Raw genomic sequence first — 15,958 nt, forward strand, 5'->3', positions numbered from 1 at the left:
GTTAGTCTTTGTTTCTACCCCATAAAAACAGTCAGTCAGGAGACTTTTGAATGAATTTGAATAATTTGGTGGCTGTGGTCACCGGCGGTGCGTCTGGTTTGGGTTTGGCAACCGTGGAGCAATTTGTTGCAGCGGGTGCCAAGGTTGCAGTGTTCGACATGAACGAAGATGCCGGCAAAGCCGCTGAAGCCGCGCACCCCGGCAAAGTAATTTTCCAGAAAGTGAACGTGGCCGATGCTGCCTCCGCGCGTGCCGGTATTGATGCAACTTTGGCTGCCTTCGGTGCGATCCACATTGCAGTGAACTGTGCAGGTGTGGGCACGGCTGGCAAAACACTGGACCGCGACAGCAAGGCCTTGCCGCTGGAAGCTTTTGCAAAAACAATCAACATCAATTTGATCGGTAGCTTCAATATTTCAAGCCTGGCGGCTGAAGCCATGGCCAAGAACACGCCCGATGAAGATGGGCAACGTGGTGTGATCATCAACACCGCCTCGGTTGCTGCATTTGATGGTCAAACCGGTCAGGCCGCTTACTCGGCCAGTAAAGGTGGCGTGGTCGGCATGACATTGCCCATGGCACGCGATCTGGGTCGTTATGGTATTCGTGTCATGACCATTGCCCCCGGTATTTTCGACACACCCATGATGCAGGGCGTTTCTGAAGAATACCGTCAGCCCCTGATCGCCATGGTTCAAAACCCCAAGCGTTTTGGTGCACCTGCGGAATATGGACACCTGTGTGTCAGCATTGTTGAGAACAATTACCTGAACGGTGAAACCATCCGCATCGATGGCAGTATCCGTATGCAGGCGAAGTAACAGAAGCAATTCAAGAAAGGAATCATCATGGGCTCAATGGACCAATTAATCGGGCAATCAGCGGATCAATCAAAAATTGCTGAAAATGAGGACATCACTTTGTTTCGGGACATGCTTTTGCGCTGCCTTGAAAAAGAGGTGATTCCGCATTACGACCAATGGGAAAAAGACGGCTGGATGCCCAAAGAAACCTGGCTAATGCTGGGTGCTGCCGGCATGCTTGGGCCAGACATGCCCGACGAGTTTGGTGCTGCGGGTGCTCCATTCGAAGTCGCCCTGATGATTCTTGAAGAAACATGTCGTTTGAACCTGCATTCGCTGAGCACTGCACTGAATGTGCACGCCAATATTGTGATGCCATACATCAACAACCTGGGCACGGCTGAACAAAAAGCGCAGTGGTTGCCCCGCATGGTCACTGGTGAAGTGGTGGGTTCAATCGGCATGACCGAACCCGGTGCCGGCAGCGACCTTGCTGGCATGCGCACCAACGCAGTTCGTGATGGTGACGAGTGGGTCATCAATGGCTCAAAAACTTTCATTACCAACGGCCTGCATTGTGGCTTGATCGTGTTGGCTGCAAAAACAGACACCACCAAAGGCGCAAAGGGCATCAGTCTGTTTTTGGTGGACAGCACCTTGCCTGGTTTCAAGAAAGGCAAGGGCATCAAGAAAATGGGCCAGCATTCCAACGACACGGCCGAGCTGTTTTTTGACAACCTGCGCGTGCCTGCCAACGCTTTGCTGGGTGAAGAAAACAAAGGTTTCATTTACCTGATGCAGGAATTGCCGCGCGAGCGCCTGGGCTTGGGTTCACAAGCGGTGGGTGCCTGTGAAGGTGCCATGGCGATTACGGCAGACTACGTCACTCAGCGCAAGGCCTTCGGCAGCACGGTTGCGCAGTTTCAAAACACCCGGTTCAAAATGGCCGAACTGCGCGCACAGCTTGAATTGACCAAAGCTTATTTGAAGCAGTGTGAAGCGCGGTTCAAGTTGGGTGCCATGACGACTGAAGAAGCATCAATTCTGAAACTGATGTCGACTGAGTTGCAGGTGAAGTTGACGCACGAATGCTTGCAATTGTTTGGTGGCTACGGCTACACCGAGGAATACCCGATTTCCCGATTCTTCACAGATGCGCGGGTGCAGACTATTTATGCAGGTACCTCCGAGATCATGAAAGAAGTGATTGCGAGAGGTGAGTTGGGGCGGTAAATCGGCGGCATTGCCGGTTGTTCACGCAACTCGGCGGGGTTGCCGACTTTATTACCAACTCGGCGGGGTTGCCCGATTCCTCACTGAAAACCGCTTGATCCCTTTTTGAATTCATTCTTGCTCACCGAGCTCGGCAAAAGACATGGCCGAGCCTCGGTGTTGGCTAGTCGCCAAACGCAGCGAATGAATCCAAACCGGGGCGGTTTTCTTGAAGTTCGGAACAGGCAAACCCACTGCCGAGTTGGCTGACGCATAGACAGCAGCAGGTCACCTAACACCACCAGCCACCGGGGCGTGCGTAATCATTCACCGACCGGCCAATCTGTCACTGTCTTATCGCGCAATCGGCAGCGATGAAGTACGCGCTGATTAAGCAATTGCGATGATTGGACACAAAACGGCAACATCACACTGGCATAAAGGGAAGTTAGTACTTTTTCAACACTTCCTTTTGTTGCCTACATGAAAAAAATCTTCGAGACTTTGCACGAACAGCGTTGGGACGACCACCGCTATTATCACCACAGCCGCATCAACCAAAGCCTGCACTTGCTCAGTGCACTCTCATTCCTGTTTGGTTATGTACTGCTGTTCATCGACCCCGTGTCAGCTGCCTTGGTAGCCTGGCTGGTGGCCATGACCAGTCGTCAAATTGGTCACTTCTTTTTCGAACCCAAAACTTACGATTATGTGAACGATGCCACGCACGATCACAAAGAAGACATCAAAGTGGGTTACAACCTGCGCCGCAAAATCATTTTGCTCAGCATTTGGGGGGCATTGCCAGTGCTGATCTGGTTTAGTCCGTCCACTTTCGGCTTGCCACCAACAGGTGCCGACACTGCAAGCTTTGTGCGCAGCGTGGGTGAGTCGTGGTTGTGGTTGGGTCTTGGTGGTTTGGTGTTCAGAACCATTCACCTGTTTTTTATTCGGGACATTGAAACAGGTTTGGTTTGGGCTCTGAAAATTATCACTGACCCATTCCATGACGTAAAAATTTACTACAAATCACCTTTCTATTTGTTGAAGGGTCAGCTGATTGATCCCATGGACGATGTCAAGGCACGCCAAGTCTCTTTGAGTACTCGCCGCTGAATTTTCTTGTTGCTGTTGCAGGCCTCGCTGGTGTCCCACCAGCCATCGGCCTGCATGCAGCGGGCCGCCTGAATAAAGCGATCACACAGCACGTCAAAGTCTTCATCGGTGTAGTTGTGGCTGAAAATCATTCGTCCTGATCCGACCCAGCTAAGCATTACTCCCGCTTGTAGCAGGTAGAACTGAAACATCCAGTTAAAGCGCGATGGCTTGTTGTACAGAATCGTGAAAATTGATGTCATGTTTTGTACTTCAACCGGCAATTCAAGATCAACAAGTCGTTTGTTCAGCGTCGCTCTGCGCGTATTCCAGGTGGTATCCACATTCTGATACATGCGCTCTACCTCAACCCCGTCAATGTGCTTGAGAAACAGGTTCATGGTTTGCATCACGTAGGGGTGTGAATTGAAAGTGCCACGAGCGAAGCAAATGTCTGCAGGTTTGTTCGCGCGGTAGCGCTTCATCAGTTCAGCCTTGCCACACAGCACGCCCACGGGCAAACCACCACCGAGTGTTTTGCCATAGGTCACCATGTCGGCCCGCACGCCGAAATAGTCTTGCGCACCGCCCTTGGCCAGGCGGAATCCCAAGAACACTTCATCCAGTATCAACACAATGCCGTTTTCCGTGCACACTTGCCGCAGCTGCTTTAACCATTGTGTGTAGGCTTCTTTGTCGTAGCCTGCTTTTCGGCCACTGCTGATCAAAGCCGAATCACCGGGCGCATTGGCATTGGGGTGCAAGGCTTGCAGCGGGTTGACAAGCACGCAAGCGATGTCTTTTCGTGTAGCCAACACATGCAGGGTGCGCTGGCTCATTTCCTGCAAAGTCAGTGTGCGGTTCGCGCTCACCGGGTTGCCAATGCCTGGCTGAACATCACCCCACCAACCGTGGTAAGCACCTGCAAAACGCACAATGCGCTGGCGGCCCGTGTGGTATTGGGCAAGGCGCACCGCCTGCATCACAGCCTCGGTACCGCTCATGTGGTATGAAATTTCATCTTGCCCGGCCAAGGCCAAAATTCGGCGTGTGTTGTCCAGTACCACCGGGTGGTAGGGGCCAAGCACAGGTCCAAGCGAATCCATGTCTGTGGCGGCTTGTCGAATAAAACCTTTGTAGGTGTCATAGCCCAGCAAGTTGGTGCCGTAGGCGCCGGTTACATCGATGTACTCGTTGCCGTCGATGTCCCACACATAAACCCCTTCTGATTTGCTGAGAAAAAGCGCAGGCAACAGGTTCTCGTTCACCATGTTTCTAAACTGAAAAGGAACACGGTATTTGTGGGTAAATTGGGCATCTGAAATACTGCTGATCGCCTGTTCCAGCAAGCGTTTTCCCTGTGGGGCACGTGCAAGCAGCCGGGCTGACAAATCCTGAAAACCTTTTCGGCGTTTCTCAACAATCAAGTCGCTGGCTTCATCGCAACTGAAAAACGAATCGCCTTCCAGGGTGTAATGCGGTATCAATTTCGATACGCGCTTGGCCATGCGCACGTGGCCGCTCAATCCCGGGTGTTTTGCACGGGACAACTGAAGGCGGCGATGTGCTTTCAATACCAGGTAAGCGCCGGCGCTGGCGCCGATTAACAAAGTCAGGCTGTCAAGGTTCATACACATTTCTGTCAAATACAACAGGTAAGGTTGTACGCCATCTCGGTGACAGGCTGATTAAATTGCAAAAAAACTCACAGGCGAATTCTTCATTTCAAGCGTCCCGCATTCGCTTGCAGGAAAGTGTCAACTTCATGCTGACCAACCGAATTCCGCGTTTGTTCAGTTCTTGGCTCATGGGCAAGATCAGCAAAATCAAACACCCTTGGTTCGCCCAGCCAGCTTTGTGGTTGTGGAATCAGTTTGCAGATTTAAGCTTGCACGAAGCGCAAAGGCAGCAATTCAATTCCATTCATGATTGTTTCACGCGTGCGCTAAAACCCGGCATGCGACCGGTCGACTTGCAGGCCAAAGGCACCAGCCCCTGTGACGGTATTTTGGGGGTGCATGGTTTGGTTGAGGACGGCAGCCTGCTGCAGGTGAAAGGTTTTCCGTATGCCATGGAGGAGCTGTTGGTCGACCCTGTACTTGCCATGAAATTTCACGGGCACCGATACCTCACCATTCGCATCACTGCCAGCATGTATCACCGCATGCATTCGCCAATCGATGGCGTGGTGGAGCAGGTGGACTATATTCACGGTGACACCTGGAATGTGAACCCTGCGGCGCTGAAGCGCGTCGAGAAACTGTTCTGCAAAAACGAGCGTGCTGTGCTGAGTGGCAAAACAGCGCAAGGCGAACCCTTCGCCATTGTGCCGGTGGCGGCCATTCTGGTAGCAGGTATACGCCTGCACTGCACCGGGCGCGTATTCAATCAAAATGACCGTGGGCCACAACGGGTGCGCACGCACACACCCATTCACAAAGGTGAGGAATTGGGGTGGTTTGAGCATGGCTCAACAATTGTTCTGTTGGTGCCACCAAGCTGGAATATTGCATCTGGTTTGCAAGAAGGAAGCCGATTGTTCATGGGGCAAGCCTTGTTTGAATAATTCAGTTATTCTTGCGCCCTATGGACATATTGATCAGCGAAGAAAAGGGCGTTCGCCAACTTCATTTCGGCAGTGACTGGGTGCAGGGTGCAATGCGCATTGCAAGGCCCTATGCGCTTGAACTTGAGTACACCCGGGAAATGATGGCGCCGCTTTTGTTGAATCCAGATTCACAATGGCCTAGAAATGCTTTGTTTGTTGGCTTGGGGGTGGGTGCCTTGCCCAAGTTTTTGCACAAACACCGGCCCAATGCCAAAATTAAAGTGATTGAAATATCACACGCCGTGGTGGCCGCTGCGCAAATGCATTTCAAGCTGCCGCCGTTTTCCCCCGGTTTTCATGTTGAGGTGAGTTGTGGTGCTGACTACATGGCGAAATCGGTGGCAAGCAGCGCGCGTCAATTCGATTTGATCATGGTGGATGGCTTCGATGGAAAAGCCAAAGTAGGGCCTTTGAATTCCACAGCCTTTTATTTGAATTGCAAAGCCTTGCTGAGCGAGCAGGGTTACCTGGTGGCCAATTTATTGAGCAACCAAAAGGATTCGGCGCAAAGCAAACAGCGATTGCTGGATGCATTCGATGGAAATGCCGTGGCCTTGGCACCCTGCGCCAGCGGCAATGTGATTGCATTGGCCCATGTGGGCGCTGGTTTTTCAGCGACCGAGGCCGATTTGTATGCCAATTGCCAGCGCTTAAAAGAAGAAACTGCCCTAAATTTGTCTAATACAGTGGCCAAACTAATCGAAGCCTGTCCAAAAGTTTAAATTGCACGCCTAAAATAGGACACAAATTAAATTTATAGAGACGTCGCAGCCATGCAAAAAGATCAACATTCCATCTGGTTTTCCACGCCAAGTTTGGACAACATGAATGCCATGTGCAAGAACACCGCGTGCGAAGCACTGGGCATTGAAATTACCGAAGTAGGTCACGATTTTATTCGCGGCACCATGCCAGCCGATGCCCGCACATTCCAGCCGTTTGGTTTGGTACATGGCGGCGCCAATGTGGTGTTGGCAGAAACACTGGGAAGCATCGGTGCCAATTTGCTGGTCGACAACAGCAAATTTTATTGTGTCGGGCAGGAAGTCAATGCCAACCATTTGCGTGGCGTTAGAAGTGGCAAAGTAACGGGCACCGCCAAGTTGTGGCATGCCGGTAAAAGTTCTCAGGTATGGAATATTGAACTGCATGATGACTCAGGAAAACTGAGTTGCATTTCCCGACTCACCATGGCTGTAGTGCCTGTTCCTGGTTCAAAATAATTCATGTCGAAAGTCACTGTGAAACAAGATAAAAACGTCCTTGGCGGGCCCTTGCTCGCCTGCTCCTACGCACCCCTTACTGGTTTTATGCGAGATGGCTGTTGCAGCACCGGCCCCAATGATTTGGGCCGTCACGTGGTGTGTGCCAAAGTCACCCAAGAATTTCTGGAATTTCAGTTGCGCATGGGCAACGACCTGATCAGCCCCATGCCACAGTATCGTTTTGCAGGCCTAAAGCCGGGTGACCGCTGGTGCGTGTGTGCCCTTCGCTGGCTTGAGGCCTACGAGGCGGGTGTTGCACCACCCGTATACCTTGAGGGTACCAATCAAACAGCACTTGATGTTGTGCCCTTGGAAACCTTGCTTGAGCACTCAATTCTGTAAAGGACCTTATGGTTAAAAAGCTTGCCTCGCAGTGGCTGTCCGCAGCCCGTATCAGCCCCACTGCGCTGTACACGGGGCAGGTTTGGCAAACCACAGGTCGATCCATTCCGGAATTGAAATCCATGCCTGCCAGCGCCTTGCACATGGCATTGGCACCTTCCATGTTTGTGTCCCGCAGTTTCGGAGGCCCGACACTGGAAGATTTTCTGCTGGCCCGTCACGATTTAATTGATCACCATCTGACCGAATTGATTGAGTCTGGCAAAGCAACTCAAATCATCGAGATCGCAGCGGGCTTGTCACCCCGTGGCAGTCGGTTTGTTGAACGTTACGGCGACAGAATCACTTACATTGAAGCTGACCTGCCCGGCATGGTGGCGCAGAAGAAAAAACTGCTGGCGACCCGGTTGCGTGCCTGCCCCAATCACCATGTCAAAGTGGTGGATGCTTTTGCTGAAGAGGGTGCACACAGCCTGGATGGTTTGGCCATACAGCTAGACACCGCCAAGGGGCTGGTGGTGATTACCGAAGGGTTACTGAACTATTTCGACAAAGACTCGGTGTTGAACCTGTGGTCGCGAATTTCTCACACCTTGGCGCAGTTTGCACACGGTACTTACCTGTCCGATATCCACATGCAGGCTCAAAATTCAGACCCCTTGGCCCAGGCCTTTGTAAGCGGGCTTGGTATTTTTGTGCGCGGCAAAGTGCACCTGCATTTTGAGACAGCCGGGCATTTGCAATTGGCCATGGAAAATCTCGGTATGGCCTGCCAGGTGTTAACACCCAGCGATTTTGCAGAACAAGTGCCTGCTTGCACAGGCAAAGGTGCAGACTTTTGTCGTGTCTTGTTTGCGCGCCCTGCCAGTGCTGTAAAGTAGCTTGACAAGAAAAAGCAGAGCAACAAGCAGGAGACAAGATGAATTTCCACATATTGCGAGGTGTTGTAGCCTCGGCGGTGTTCGTGATCATGGGCAGCACAAGTGCCATGGCTCAAACAGGTTCAACAAATGCCTTGGGTGCCGAAATCGCCGGCAATGCGGCTGGCACGATCCCCGAGTGGACCGGTGGTTTGACAAAGCCTCCCGCCGGGTTTGATCCCAAGAGTGGCTACATCGATCCATTTGCGGGTGAAAAGCCTTTATTCGTGGTGAATCAAAGTAATTTGGCCCAGCACGAAAAGTTTTTGCCTGCAGGGCAAATTGCGTTGATTAAACGCTACCCGAACTACAGCATTCCTGTTTATAAAACACACCGCACTGCCGCTTTTTCACCAGAGATGATGACGAGCATCAAGATGGAAGCTGGCAAAGTCAAGTTGGCACATGACGGCTTGGCTGTGGAAGGTGTTCAATCCACCAGCGTGCCATTTCCGCAGCCTAAAAATGGATTGGAAGCCGTTTGGAACACCTTGCTGCGCCGCCCAGCGCAAACTTTAAGGTCGCACACCGCCGGTTTTGTTGCCGGCAACGGCAGCAGGCCAGTGACTTTTGCCAGCAGCCAAACCATTGCGTGGGCGCCTTCAATTGGCAAAGCGGGCAGCACCTTGCTGTTCGCGCTTATCGGTGAATCCACAAAGCCTTCGGCACAATCGGGTGAAGCCCTGTTGGTGCTCGACACCTTGAATTTCAAAGATGACACCCGCAATGCATGGATTGTAAATTCTGGCCAGCGGCGGGTATTGCGCGCACCTGAATTGGTGCATGCAGCCCCGGCAGGCAATACAGATGCCTTGCGCACTGTGGACGACATTTACGGTTTCAACGGTTCGCCTGAACGGTTTGACTGGAAGCTGCTGGGCAAGCGTGAAATGTACATTCCGTACAACAACTACAAGCTCAGTGACAAAAGCCTGAAGTACGACAACATGCTCAACGATGCTTTTTTGAAGTCTGAGTTGACCCGGTTTGAGTTGCATCGCGTTTGGGTGATCGAAGGCACACTGAAGCCTGGTTCTGAACACATTTACTCAAAGCGCACCATGTATGTCGATGAAGACAGCTGGTACGTGGCCTTGATGGACCAGTACGACACGAAAGGCGAGCTGTGGCGCGTCAAAATGTTGTACCTGATGCAGGCTTATGACGCGCCAGGTTTGTACACCTCTGGCGAGGTTCAGCATGATCTGAATGCGCGCAAGTCTGTGTTCGGCGCATTACAGAATGAAGAGCCCGCCACGGAATTCAATGTTTCCGTAAGGCCTGGCGATTTCACGCCTGCTGCATTGCGCAAGTTGATGCGCTGACTTTAAGGGGTATTGCACTCGGGATTTAGAGTGCTTTTTCGTCTGCTCAGGGCGGCCAGCCACTACAATGTCGCCCAACTCATTTTGTATTCGCAAGGACTTTTCGCAGTATGGCCGAGCAGGACAAACCCGACAACTCAGAAGGTAGTGCTGAAGACAGCACCATGGACCGCATCAAAACCGGTGCCTTTGAGCGCAATGTTGCCTTGACTCGCATGGGCGTTGGTGCGGGTGCCAAAATTGCCGGGCACACGGTACGAAATCTGTTCCGTCGCGGTGAATCCAAAGACGAAGCCAACCGTAATTTTTACAGAACTCAGGCCAAAGAGTTGGCCGACGAGCTGGGGCGGTTGAAAGGCAGCGTAATGAAGGCAGGGCAAATGCTTTCTCTGTATGGACAATATTTTTTGCCAGAGGAGGCGGTTGAAGTTCTCGCGACACTTCAGGACAACACGCCTGCAGTCAGTTGGTCATTTGTTGAGCCTCAGCTAATTGATGCTTTGGGCGAGAAGACCATCGCAAAGCTCGATATTCAGCGTAAACCCATTGCGGCAGCCTCTTTGGGGCAAGCTCACTTGGCGACTATCAAAGCCACGGGTGAGCAGGTCGTGGTCAAAATTCAATACCCAGGTGTGGCCAACGCCATCGACACTGACATACGCACTTTGTCCCGGCTGATCTCAGCCACACGCCTTGCGCCAAAGGCGCTTGATTTGACCGACGTGTTCAATGAATTGCGGGACATGCTGGTTCGTGAATGTGACTATGTACAAGAACGGGAATTTACTGAAATCTTTCACGACAGGCTGCAAGGTGATTCGCGCTTTATCGTGCCCAAGGTTTATCCCGAGTTTTGTGCCCAACGCGTGCTGACCACGCGTTACGAGCCCGGGTTTTCAGTGTCTTCCAAAGAAGTGCAGGCCTTGTCGCAAAGTCGCAGAAATGCACTGGCGAAAAGCTTTGCCGAATTGTTTGTTACCGAGTTTTTTGACTGGAAGCTGGTTCAAACAGACCCTCACTTTGGAAACTATCGGGTTCGCATCGATCCCAATGGCGAAAATGATCAAATTGTGACACTCGACTTTGGCGCAACCAGGCCCTTTGATACCTCGTTTGTTGCAAATTACGGGCGAATTGTGCGCGGGTCCCTTCAGGCCGACAGGCAAGAGGTGGCACGAGGTGTTCTGGACATCGGCTTGATGGACGCCAACACACCTCAATCCTTTCTGGAAGGGTTTGGCGATTTGACCGAATTGATTGTTGAACCGTTTCGCAAACCATTCGATCCCATGGTGCCCGACAGGCTATACACCCCCGGCGGTGCCTATCGTTTTGGTGACACGGATTTGCCCGCCCGCGTGGGACAAACAGCGGCATTGAAAATGATGTCCAAGCACTTCAAGATTCCACCCCAGGAAATCATATTTCTGCACCGTCGCATCGGCGGTGTCTTGGTCACCCTGAAAACCTTGCGGGCCGAACTCCGTTTGCATGAGCTTCTCAAGCCTCACCTCGCTTTGAACTAGGTCAAAACTTAGGCGACTTTCCTTTGTCCGGAATTGTCAATCAAAAAGCCGTTTTCACATCAAACGGCAGGAACCTTTGCGTCTTTACACGCTCTAAATGTGCGTTAATGGTTACTGCACTGCATATTAATTATCTTTATTGAGCATATAGAGTAATTTGCATTGCCCTGCCTATCGGCTTGTGGTCAAATGATCAAAGTTGTCCTAGACAAAAAAGGCGAACAAGATGTCAACAGCGCAAGATTCAATCGGAGTGGTGGTACTGGAGCCCAACAAACAGTTGTTGGACAAAATTTGTGCGTTCGCCCAGAAAGTATGGGGTCAACATGAAGTACTGCCGCGTCAAACCGGCAAGGAGCTGGCCTTGGCTGCATACAATCTCAGCGCAGGTCTGGTGGTGGTTCGCGCCAGCTTTCAGCGTTCAAGTGCCTTGATTCAAAGTACTTTGCTGGACATGTACGCAGCAGGAACACAAATCCTGATCATTCAGGACACGCCATTCAGGGTGTCCGAATCTACCTGGGCCTCGTTTGCTGGATTGCATTTTTTATCTGACAAAGCCACGGACGATCAACTGAACGATTTGCTCACCATGACCTTGGTGCGCCACTGCATGCCTCAATTCAATAAACTGATTTGACCTAGACAGACAATCTAAGTCATTTTGTATTTGCACCCAAAACTACCTCAAATTAATGGTGTCGCCATGCCCCAGCAACTGAAAGTCGCTGGGTTCAACGGCCTGTTTTTCAAGTGCAAGCTTCAAGTCGCCGATGGGTTGATCCAGCGGTTCATCGGTCAACTCGAACGTACCCCAATGTATGCCCATGGATTTTGCTGAACGTACATCTTTGTGAATTTGTACTGCTTCGTCGGGGTTGATGTGTTGAGCTTTCATAAACCAGCGTGGTTCATAGGCGCCCACGGCAATCGCGCTGAAATCAAACGGCCCCAGGCGTTTGCCGATTTCTTCGAAGTCTTTGCTGTAACCCGTGTCGCCCGAGAAGTAGAAGTTCAAGTCTGGGCTTTTCAATGTCCAGCCGCCCCAAAGGGATTTGTTGCGATCTGTTAGCGTGCGTGCAGACCAGTGGTAGGCAGGTACGAACGTAATTTTGTTTTGTCCCATGGTGTGCGTTTCCCACCAATCCATTTCCTTGACCTTTGCAACCCCCCAACTTGTGAGGAGTGGCTCAAGTCCCAATGGCACAAGGAATAGGGTGTCTGGCTGTTGTTTGGCCAATTTCACCACGGTGTTGTGGTCCAAATGATCGTAATGGCTGTGACTAATCACGACCACATCAATTTTTGGCAGGTTTTCAACACGGCTTGGTGACTGAACCTTGCGGGACGGACCCGCCCATTGCACCGGAAATGCGCGAACCGAAAAGTGGGGGTCGGTCAGCATGGTAAAACCATTGGCACGCACCATTACAGTTGCGTGTCCAAGCCAGGTGGCTGTGGTTTCCGAGTATTGGGCAAGTTGGCTTTTGTCGAATTTTTTTTGGGGAAAGTCGGCGTAGCTCGCGATGAACTCGCCAGGAGGCGGGGGTAAGTCTTTTCCGAATCGTTCACGATACCAGCGCAGTAAATCTGACATGGGTTTCGAGACAATGGTGCCATCCGAGTTCACAAAGCCATCTGGCCTGTGGTGCGGTTTGTTGAAGTCAAAATAAGGATTGGAAGCAGCACAACCCTGAATCAAGAAACCTGCAATCAAACTAAAAGCGCCAGCTACAACATACTTCATGGTTCAACACGGATGAATTAGAGTTCCTTCCACTGTGTTGCAAGGTACACCGCAACAGGCAAGCCGAAGTAGAGCAAACAAAGTACTCTGAAATGGTCCAGTGATTCTACCGCAGTGCTGCTGTTTGTGTTCAATTCAAGCCCGCCCAATTGAGCAGGGTTTCCGGCGAAGGCAAGTTCAAGGGTGCTGCTGGTTTCAAACAGGGGCGCAATGAATGCAGGTTCGAGTACAAATGCGCAACTGAGCACCCACACAATAAAAAACAAGGCAAATCGCTTGATACTCATCTTGATTACTCCTATCGCTATTTAGGTGTCGCTCTGAAAACAACTGTACAATAAACACTGTAACTGTGTACAGTATTTTTTAACTTCTGTGGTTTTTTGTTGTCTCGTCACACTCACGCGGACAAATGCAGGCGCTACAATTCGAATTCGCTTGTTTCATCCATACAGAGAGGAGCTTTATGCCGTCCCAACGAATCTCGATCAATGCCAAAGATGGCGGCCAGTTTGGCGCTTACCTGTCACTTCCCCCTACGGGCAAAGGCCCTGGTATATTGTTGATACAAGAAATATTTGGTGTGAATCAACACATTCGTGAGGTGGCCGACCAATACGCAAGCGATGGTTTTGTGGTTCTAGCCCCCGATGTTTTTTGGCGCCAGGAACCCGGTGTAGATATTGGTTATGACGATGCTGGTTTCAAGAAAGGGTTCGGGCTGATGCAGGGCATGGACTTTCCCAAAGCGGTTGAAGATTTATGTGCCGCTGCCGAAGCCTTGAAGGCTCGGGATGAGGTTGAAGGTAAAGTGGCCAGTCTTGGTTATTGCATGGGTGGCATGTTGTCTTACCTGGTGGGCACTACACCTGGAGCCGTAGATGCAAGTGTTTGCTACTACGGAGGCGGTATCCATACCGCGCTTGATCGCGCGCCGCAAGCCAAGGTCCCGATGCTGATGCACTTTGCCGAAAAGGACGGATTTATTCCAATGGATGCAGTCGCTCAAATCAAGGCTGCGTTTGCGTCCAATCGTGGCGTGGAAATTCACACTTACCCGAATGTTGATCATGGTTTTAATTGTTGGGGGCGCCCCATGTACCAACAAAAAGCAGCCGCATTGGCCAGAGGCCGTTCGCTTGAATTTTTGTCCCGAACCATTTCGGCCTAAGCTATTTTCCAAAGGCAACATTCTTGAAAGCATCCCCGGCCAGTGCCTCCCTGAGCAAGATTGTCTCAGAAGCGATTGACGACTCATGGAGCAACCACCCTTTGTTGTGTTTGCTCTTTGCTATTGGTGTCATTGGTTCAATTGTGTTTTGGACACAGTTGGGCGATTTGGCCTGGTTTGGGCAGCTTTTGTTGTTGCTTGTTGTCGTATTGGTTTCTTATGTGGCGGGCAGCGTGCTGACCCGTGCATGGTTGAGCTTTCAGGCCAAAGAAAGCCTGTTAAACCTTGTTGGTCAGGATCCAGCACCCGACTATCTGGCCGGAAAAGATTTTTTCGAAACACTGGTGAATACGGTGCACAGGTTAGGTCAGCAACAAAGCATGCTGCTGGCCGGGTTTGAAGAAGAAAAGCGCCGTTTATTGAGTGTCGAAAACTGCTTGAACGGATTTGTGGTGGAGTTCAGCGTAAGCGATCAAGGGCGTGTGCGGGTGGAAAATGTCGACAGTTCCATTGAGCGTTTTTTTTCCCTCAGCCGAGCTGAGTTCATTGCTGACTGGACTACAGTGCTTAAGCACATTGATTCAAAATACCATTCAGCATTCAAAACCGTATTATCTCGCCCGGAAGCCTTTCCAAACCGTGAATCGCTTGTGTTCGCAACCGTTCGCAGAAGCGGGGTAGATCCACAATATTTCCAACTGACATTGCAGCGCGAAGCAAAAGCACCGGGTGTCAGTATGTATGCAGTTTGCCTTGATGTAAGCGATTTGGTGTTGGCCAAAGAGCAAGCTGAAAGTGCTGACCGCGCCAAATCCGAGTTTTTGGCAACAATCAGCCATGAATTGCGCACGCCACTGAATTCAATCATCGGGTTTTCCAAATTGCTCGAGGAGCAACTGGATGACCCCGAGTTAAGGGGTGATGTACGTAATATTTCCAGCTCGGCAACTAACCTGCACTTGATTTTAAGCGATGTGCTGGAATACTCCCGCATCCAAGCCAATGGATTGAAGCTTGATCAATCTCCATTCGACCTGGAAGCCATGGTCAGGCAGGTGTATTCGCTGAATCGAAACCTTGCCCTGAAAAAGAATCTTGAATTCTCTCTGGTGAACGAGTCTGAGGGGCCATGTTTTCTTCACGGCGATGCGAACAGGTTAAGACAGGTAGTACAAAACCTGGTGTCCAATGCCTTGAAATTTACAGACACCGGCTATGTGACGATACGTTTATTGACCTCACCGCCCAGCCAAGGTCGGGTTGAAGTATTTATTGAGGTGGCTGACAGCGGTATTGGCATGAGCCAGTCCAGCTTGCAAAAACTGTTTCAGCGTTTTAGCCAAGCCAGTCGGGAAATTAATCGCCAGTATGGTGGCACCGGTTTGGGTCTTGCCATTTGTAAAGGGCTTGTGGAGTTGATGGGGGGACGTATTGATGTCAGCTCTGAACCTGGGGTGGGCTCTGTGTTCACAGTGAGCTTGAATTTGCCACTGGCCTCGGCATTGACTCAGACCAAGTCTGACAAGGCAGTGCAATTGCCTTCACGGGCATTGAATATTTTGGTGGTAGACGATCACCCCATGAACATCAAACTTCTTGATCGTTACCTTGGAAAAAGGGGGCACCAAGTGGTGCAGGCCACGGGCGGTTTGCCTGCAGTGGAGTTGTGCGAGAAACAATGTTTCGACTTGGTGTTGATGGACATTGACATGCCCGATCTGGACGGTCACCAGGCAACCAAAGTTATTCGCGGTTCCGAGAATGCAGCCTCAAAGCACAGCTATATTTGCGCTCTCTCGGGTTTGTCGGACGACAAAAGCATTGCCATGTCGACACAAGCCGGAATGAATTTGCACATGACCAAGCCAGTTTCTTTTGAGAAACTGGACAAGTTGATTGAAGAGATTGCCGCCAAGAAGAAGACAGCCTGAAAAGCACCAAACC

Annotated in this window: 16 protein-coding genes; 13 read left to right on the forward strand and 3 right to left on the reverse strand. The window is 51.1% G+C overall.

Annotation, left to right across the window (positions count from 1 at the left end):
- Positions 1-50: 50 nt before the first annotated feature.
- The 3 genes from ACVL1J_RS04775 (at position 51) to ACVL1J_RS04785 (ending at position 3,131) form a co-directional block, all read left to right on the forward strand.
- Positions 51-821, forward strand: a complete 771-nt coding sequence (locus tag ACVL1J_RS04775; protein WP_159570051.1) for a 3-hydroxyacyl-CoA dehydrogenase — start codon at positions 51-53, stop codon at positions 819-821.
- A 27-nt stretch (positions 822-848) separates the two neighbouring features.
- Complete coding sequence (locus ACVL1J_RS04780) at positions 849-2,036, forward strand: acyl-CoA dehydrogenase family protein (RefSeq protein WP_341236426.1); 1,188 nt, start codon at positions 849-851, stop codon at positions 2,034-2,036.
- A gap of 462 nt (positions 2,037-2,498) precedes the next feature.
- The gene (locus tag ACVL1J_RS04785; RefSeq protein WP_159570053.1) at positions 2,499-3,131 is read left to right on the forward strand and encodes a hypothetical protein; all 633 of its coding nucleotides are present in this window, start codon (positions 2,499-2,501) and stop codon (positions 3,129-3,131) included.
- On the opposite strand, the gene ACVL1J_RS04790 is transcribed toward ACVL1J_RS04785, so the two are convergent.
- Positions 3,068-4,741 (reverse strand): aminotransferase class III-fold pyridoxal phosphate-dependent enzyme, encoded by a 1,674-nt coding sequence (locus tag ACVL1J_RS04790; protein ID WP_341236425.1) that lies wholly within the window; start codon positions 4,739-4,741, stop codon positions 3,068-3,070. The genes ACVL1J_RS04785 and ACVL1J_RS04790 overlap by 64 nt on opposite strands.
- Before the next feature lie 62 nt (positions 4,742-4,803).
- Between ACVL1J_RS04790 and asd the strand changes: the two genes are divergently transcribed.
- The 8 genes from asd to ACVL1J_RS04830 all read left to right on the forward strand — a co-directional run bounded on the left by asd (position 4,804) and on the right by ACVL1J_RS04830 (position 11,736).
- Complete coding sequence (asd, locus tag ACVL1J_RS04795; RefSeq protein ID WP_341236424.1) at positions 4,804-5,676, forward strand: archaetidylserine decarboxylase; 873 nt, start codon at positions 4,804-4,806, stop codon at positions 5,674-5,676.
- Positions 5,677-5,696: 20 nt separating this feature from the next.
- The gene (locus ACVL1J_RS04800) at positions 5,697-6,440 is read left to right on the forward strand and encodes a spermine/spermidine synthase domain-containing protein (RefSeq protein WP_341236423.1); all 744 of its coding nucleotides are present in this window, start codon (positions 5,697-5,699) and stop codon (positions 6,438-6,440) included.
- 51 nt (positions 6,441-6,491) lie between these two features.
- Complete coding sequence (locus tag ACVL1J_RS04805; protein WP_341236422.1) at positions 6,492-6,941, forward strand: hotdog fold thioesterase; 450 nt, start codon at positions 6,492-6,494, stop codon at positions 6,939-6,941.
- A 3-nt stretch (positions 6,942-6,944) separates the two neighbouring features.
- Positions 6,945-7,325 (forward strand): DUF2237 family protein, encoded by a 381-nt coding sequence (locus ACVL1J_RS04810; protein ID WP_341236421.1) that lies wholly within the window; start codon positions 6,945-6,947, stop codon positions 7,323-7,325.
- A gap of 8 nt (positions 7,326-7,333) precedes the next feature.
- Positions 7,334-8,206, forward strand: a complete 873-nt coding sequence (locus tag ACVL1J_RS04815) for a class I SAM-dependent methyltransferase (RefSeq protein WP_341236420.1) — start codon at positions 7,334-7,336, stop codon at positions 8,204-8,206.
- 38 nt (positions 8,207-8,244) lie between these two features.
- The gene (locus tag ACVL1J_RS04820) at positions 8,245-9,570 is read left to right on the forward strand and encodes a DUF1329 domain-containing protein (RefSeq protein WP_341236419.1); all 1,326 of its coding nucleotides are present in this window, start codon (positions 8,245-8,247) and stop codon (positions 9,568-9,570) included.
- Positions 9,571-9,680: 110 nt separating this feature from the next.
- Entirely contained in the window at positions 9,681-11,096 is a 1,416-nt protein-coding gene (locus ACVL1J_RS04825) for an ABC1 kinase family protein (protein WP_341236418.1), read from the forward strand.
- 226 nt (positions 11,097-11,322) lie between these two features.
- The gene (locus tag ACVL1J_RS04830) at positions 11,323-11,736 is read left to right on the forward strand and encodes a hypothetical protein (protein ID WP_159570068.1); all 414 of its coding nucleotides are present in this window, start codon (positions 11,323-11,325) and stop codon (positions 11,734-11,736) included.
- A gap of 42 nt (positions 11,737-11,778) precedes the next feature.
- On the opposite strand, the gene ACVL1J_RS04835 is transcribed toward ACVL1J_RS04830, so the two are convergent.
- Positions 11,779-12,843, reverse strand: a complete 1,065-nt coding sequence (locus ACVL1J_RS04835; RefSeq protein WP_341236417.1) for an MBL fold metallo-hydrolase — start codon at positions 12,841-12,843, stop codon at positions 11,779-11,781.
- 17 nt (positions 12,844-12,860) lie between these two features.
- On the reverse strand, positions 12,861-13,130 hold the full coding sequence (locus ACVL1J_RS04840; protein WP_341236416.1) for a hypothetical protein: 270 nt from the start codon (positions 13,128-13,130) through the stop codon (positions 12,861-12,863).
- Positions 13,131-13,309: 179 nt separating this feature from the next.
- On the opposite strand from ACVL1J_RS04840, the gene ACVL1J_RS04845 reads away from it, so the two are divergent.
- Together ACVL1J_RS04845 and ACVL1J_RS04850 are read left to right on the forward strand one after the other, a co-directional pair.
- Positions 13,310-14,014: a dienelactone hydrolase family protein gene (locus ACVL1J_RS04845; RefSeq protein WP_341236415.1), complete on the forward strand. Its 705-nt coding sequence runs from the start codon at positions 13,310-13,312 to the stop codon at positions 14,012-14,014.
- Between the two features lie 23 nt (positions 14,015-14,037).
- A complete protein-coding gene (locus tag ACVL1J_RS04850; protein WP_341236414.1) occupies positions 14,038-15,945 on the forward strand; it encodes an ATP-binding protein in 1,908 nt (635 codons plus the stop codon).
- Positions 15,946-15,958: the final 13 nt, after the last annotated feature.

It is taken from the genome of Limnobacter sp. G6BE5S, from assembly GCF_058448965.1.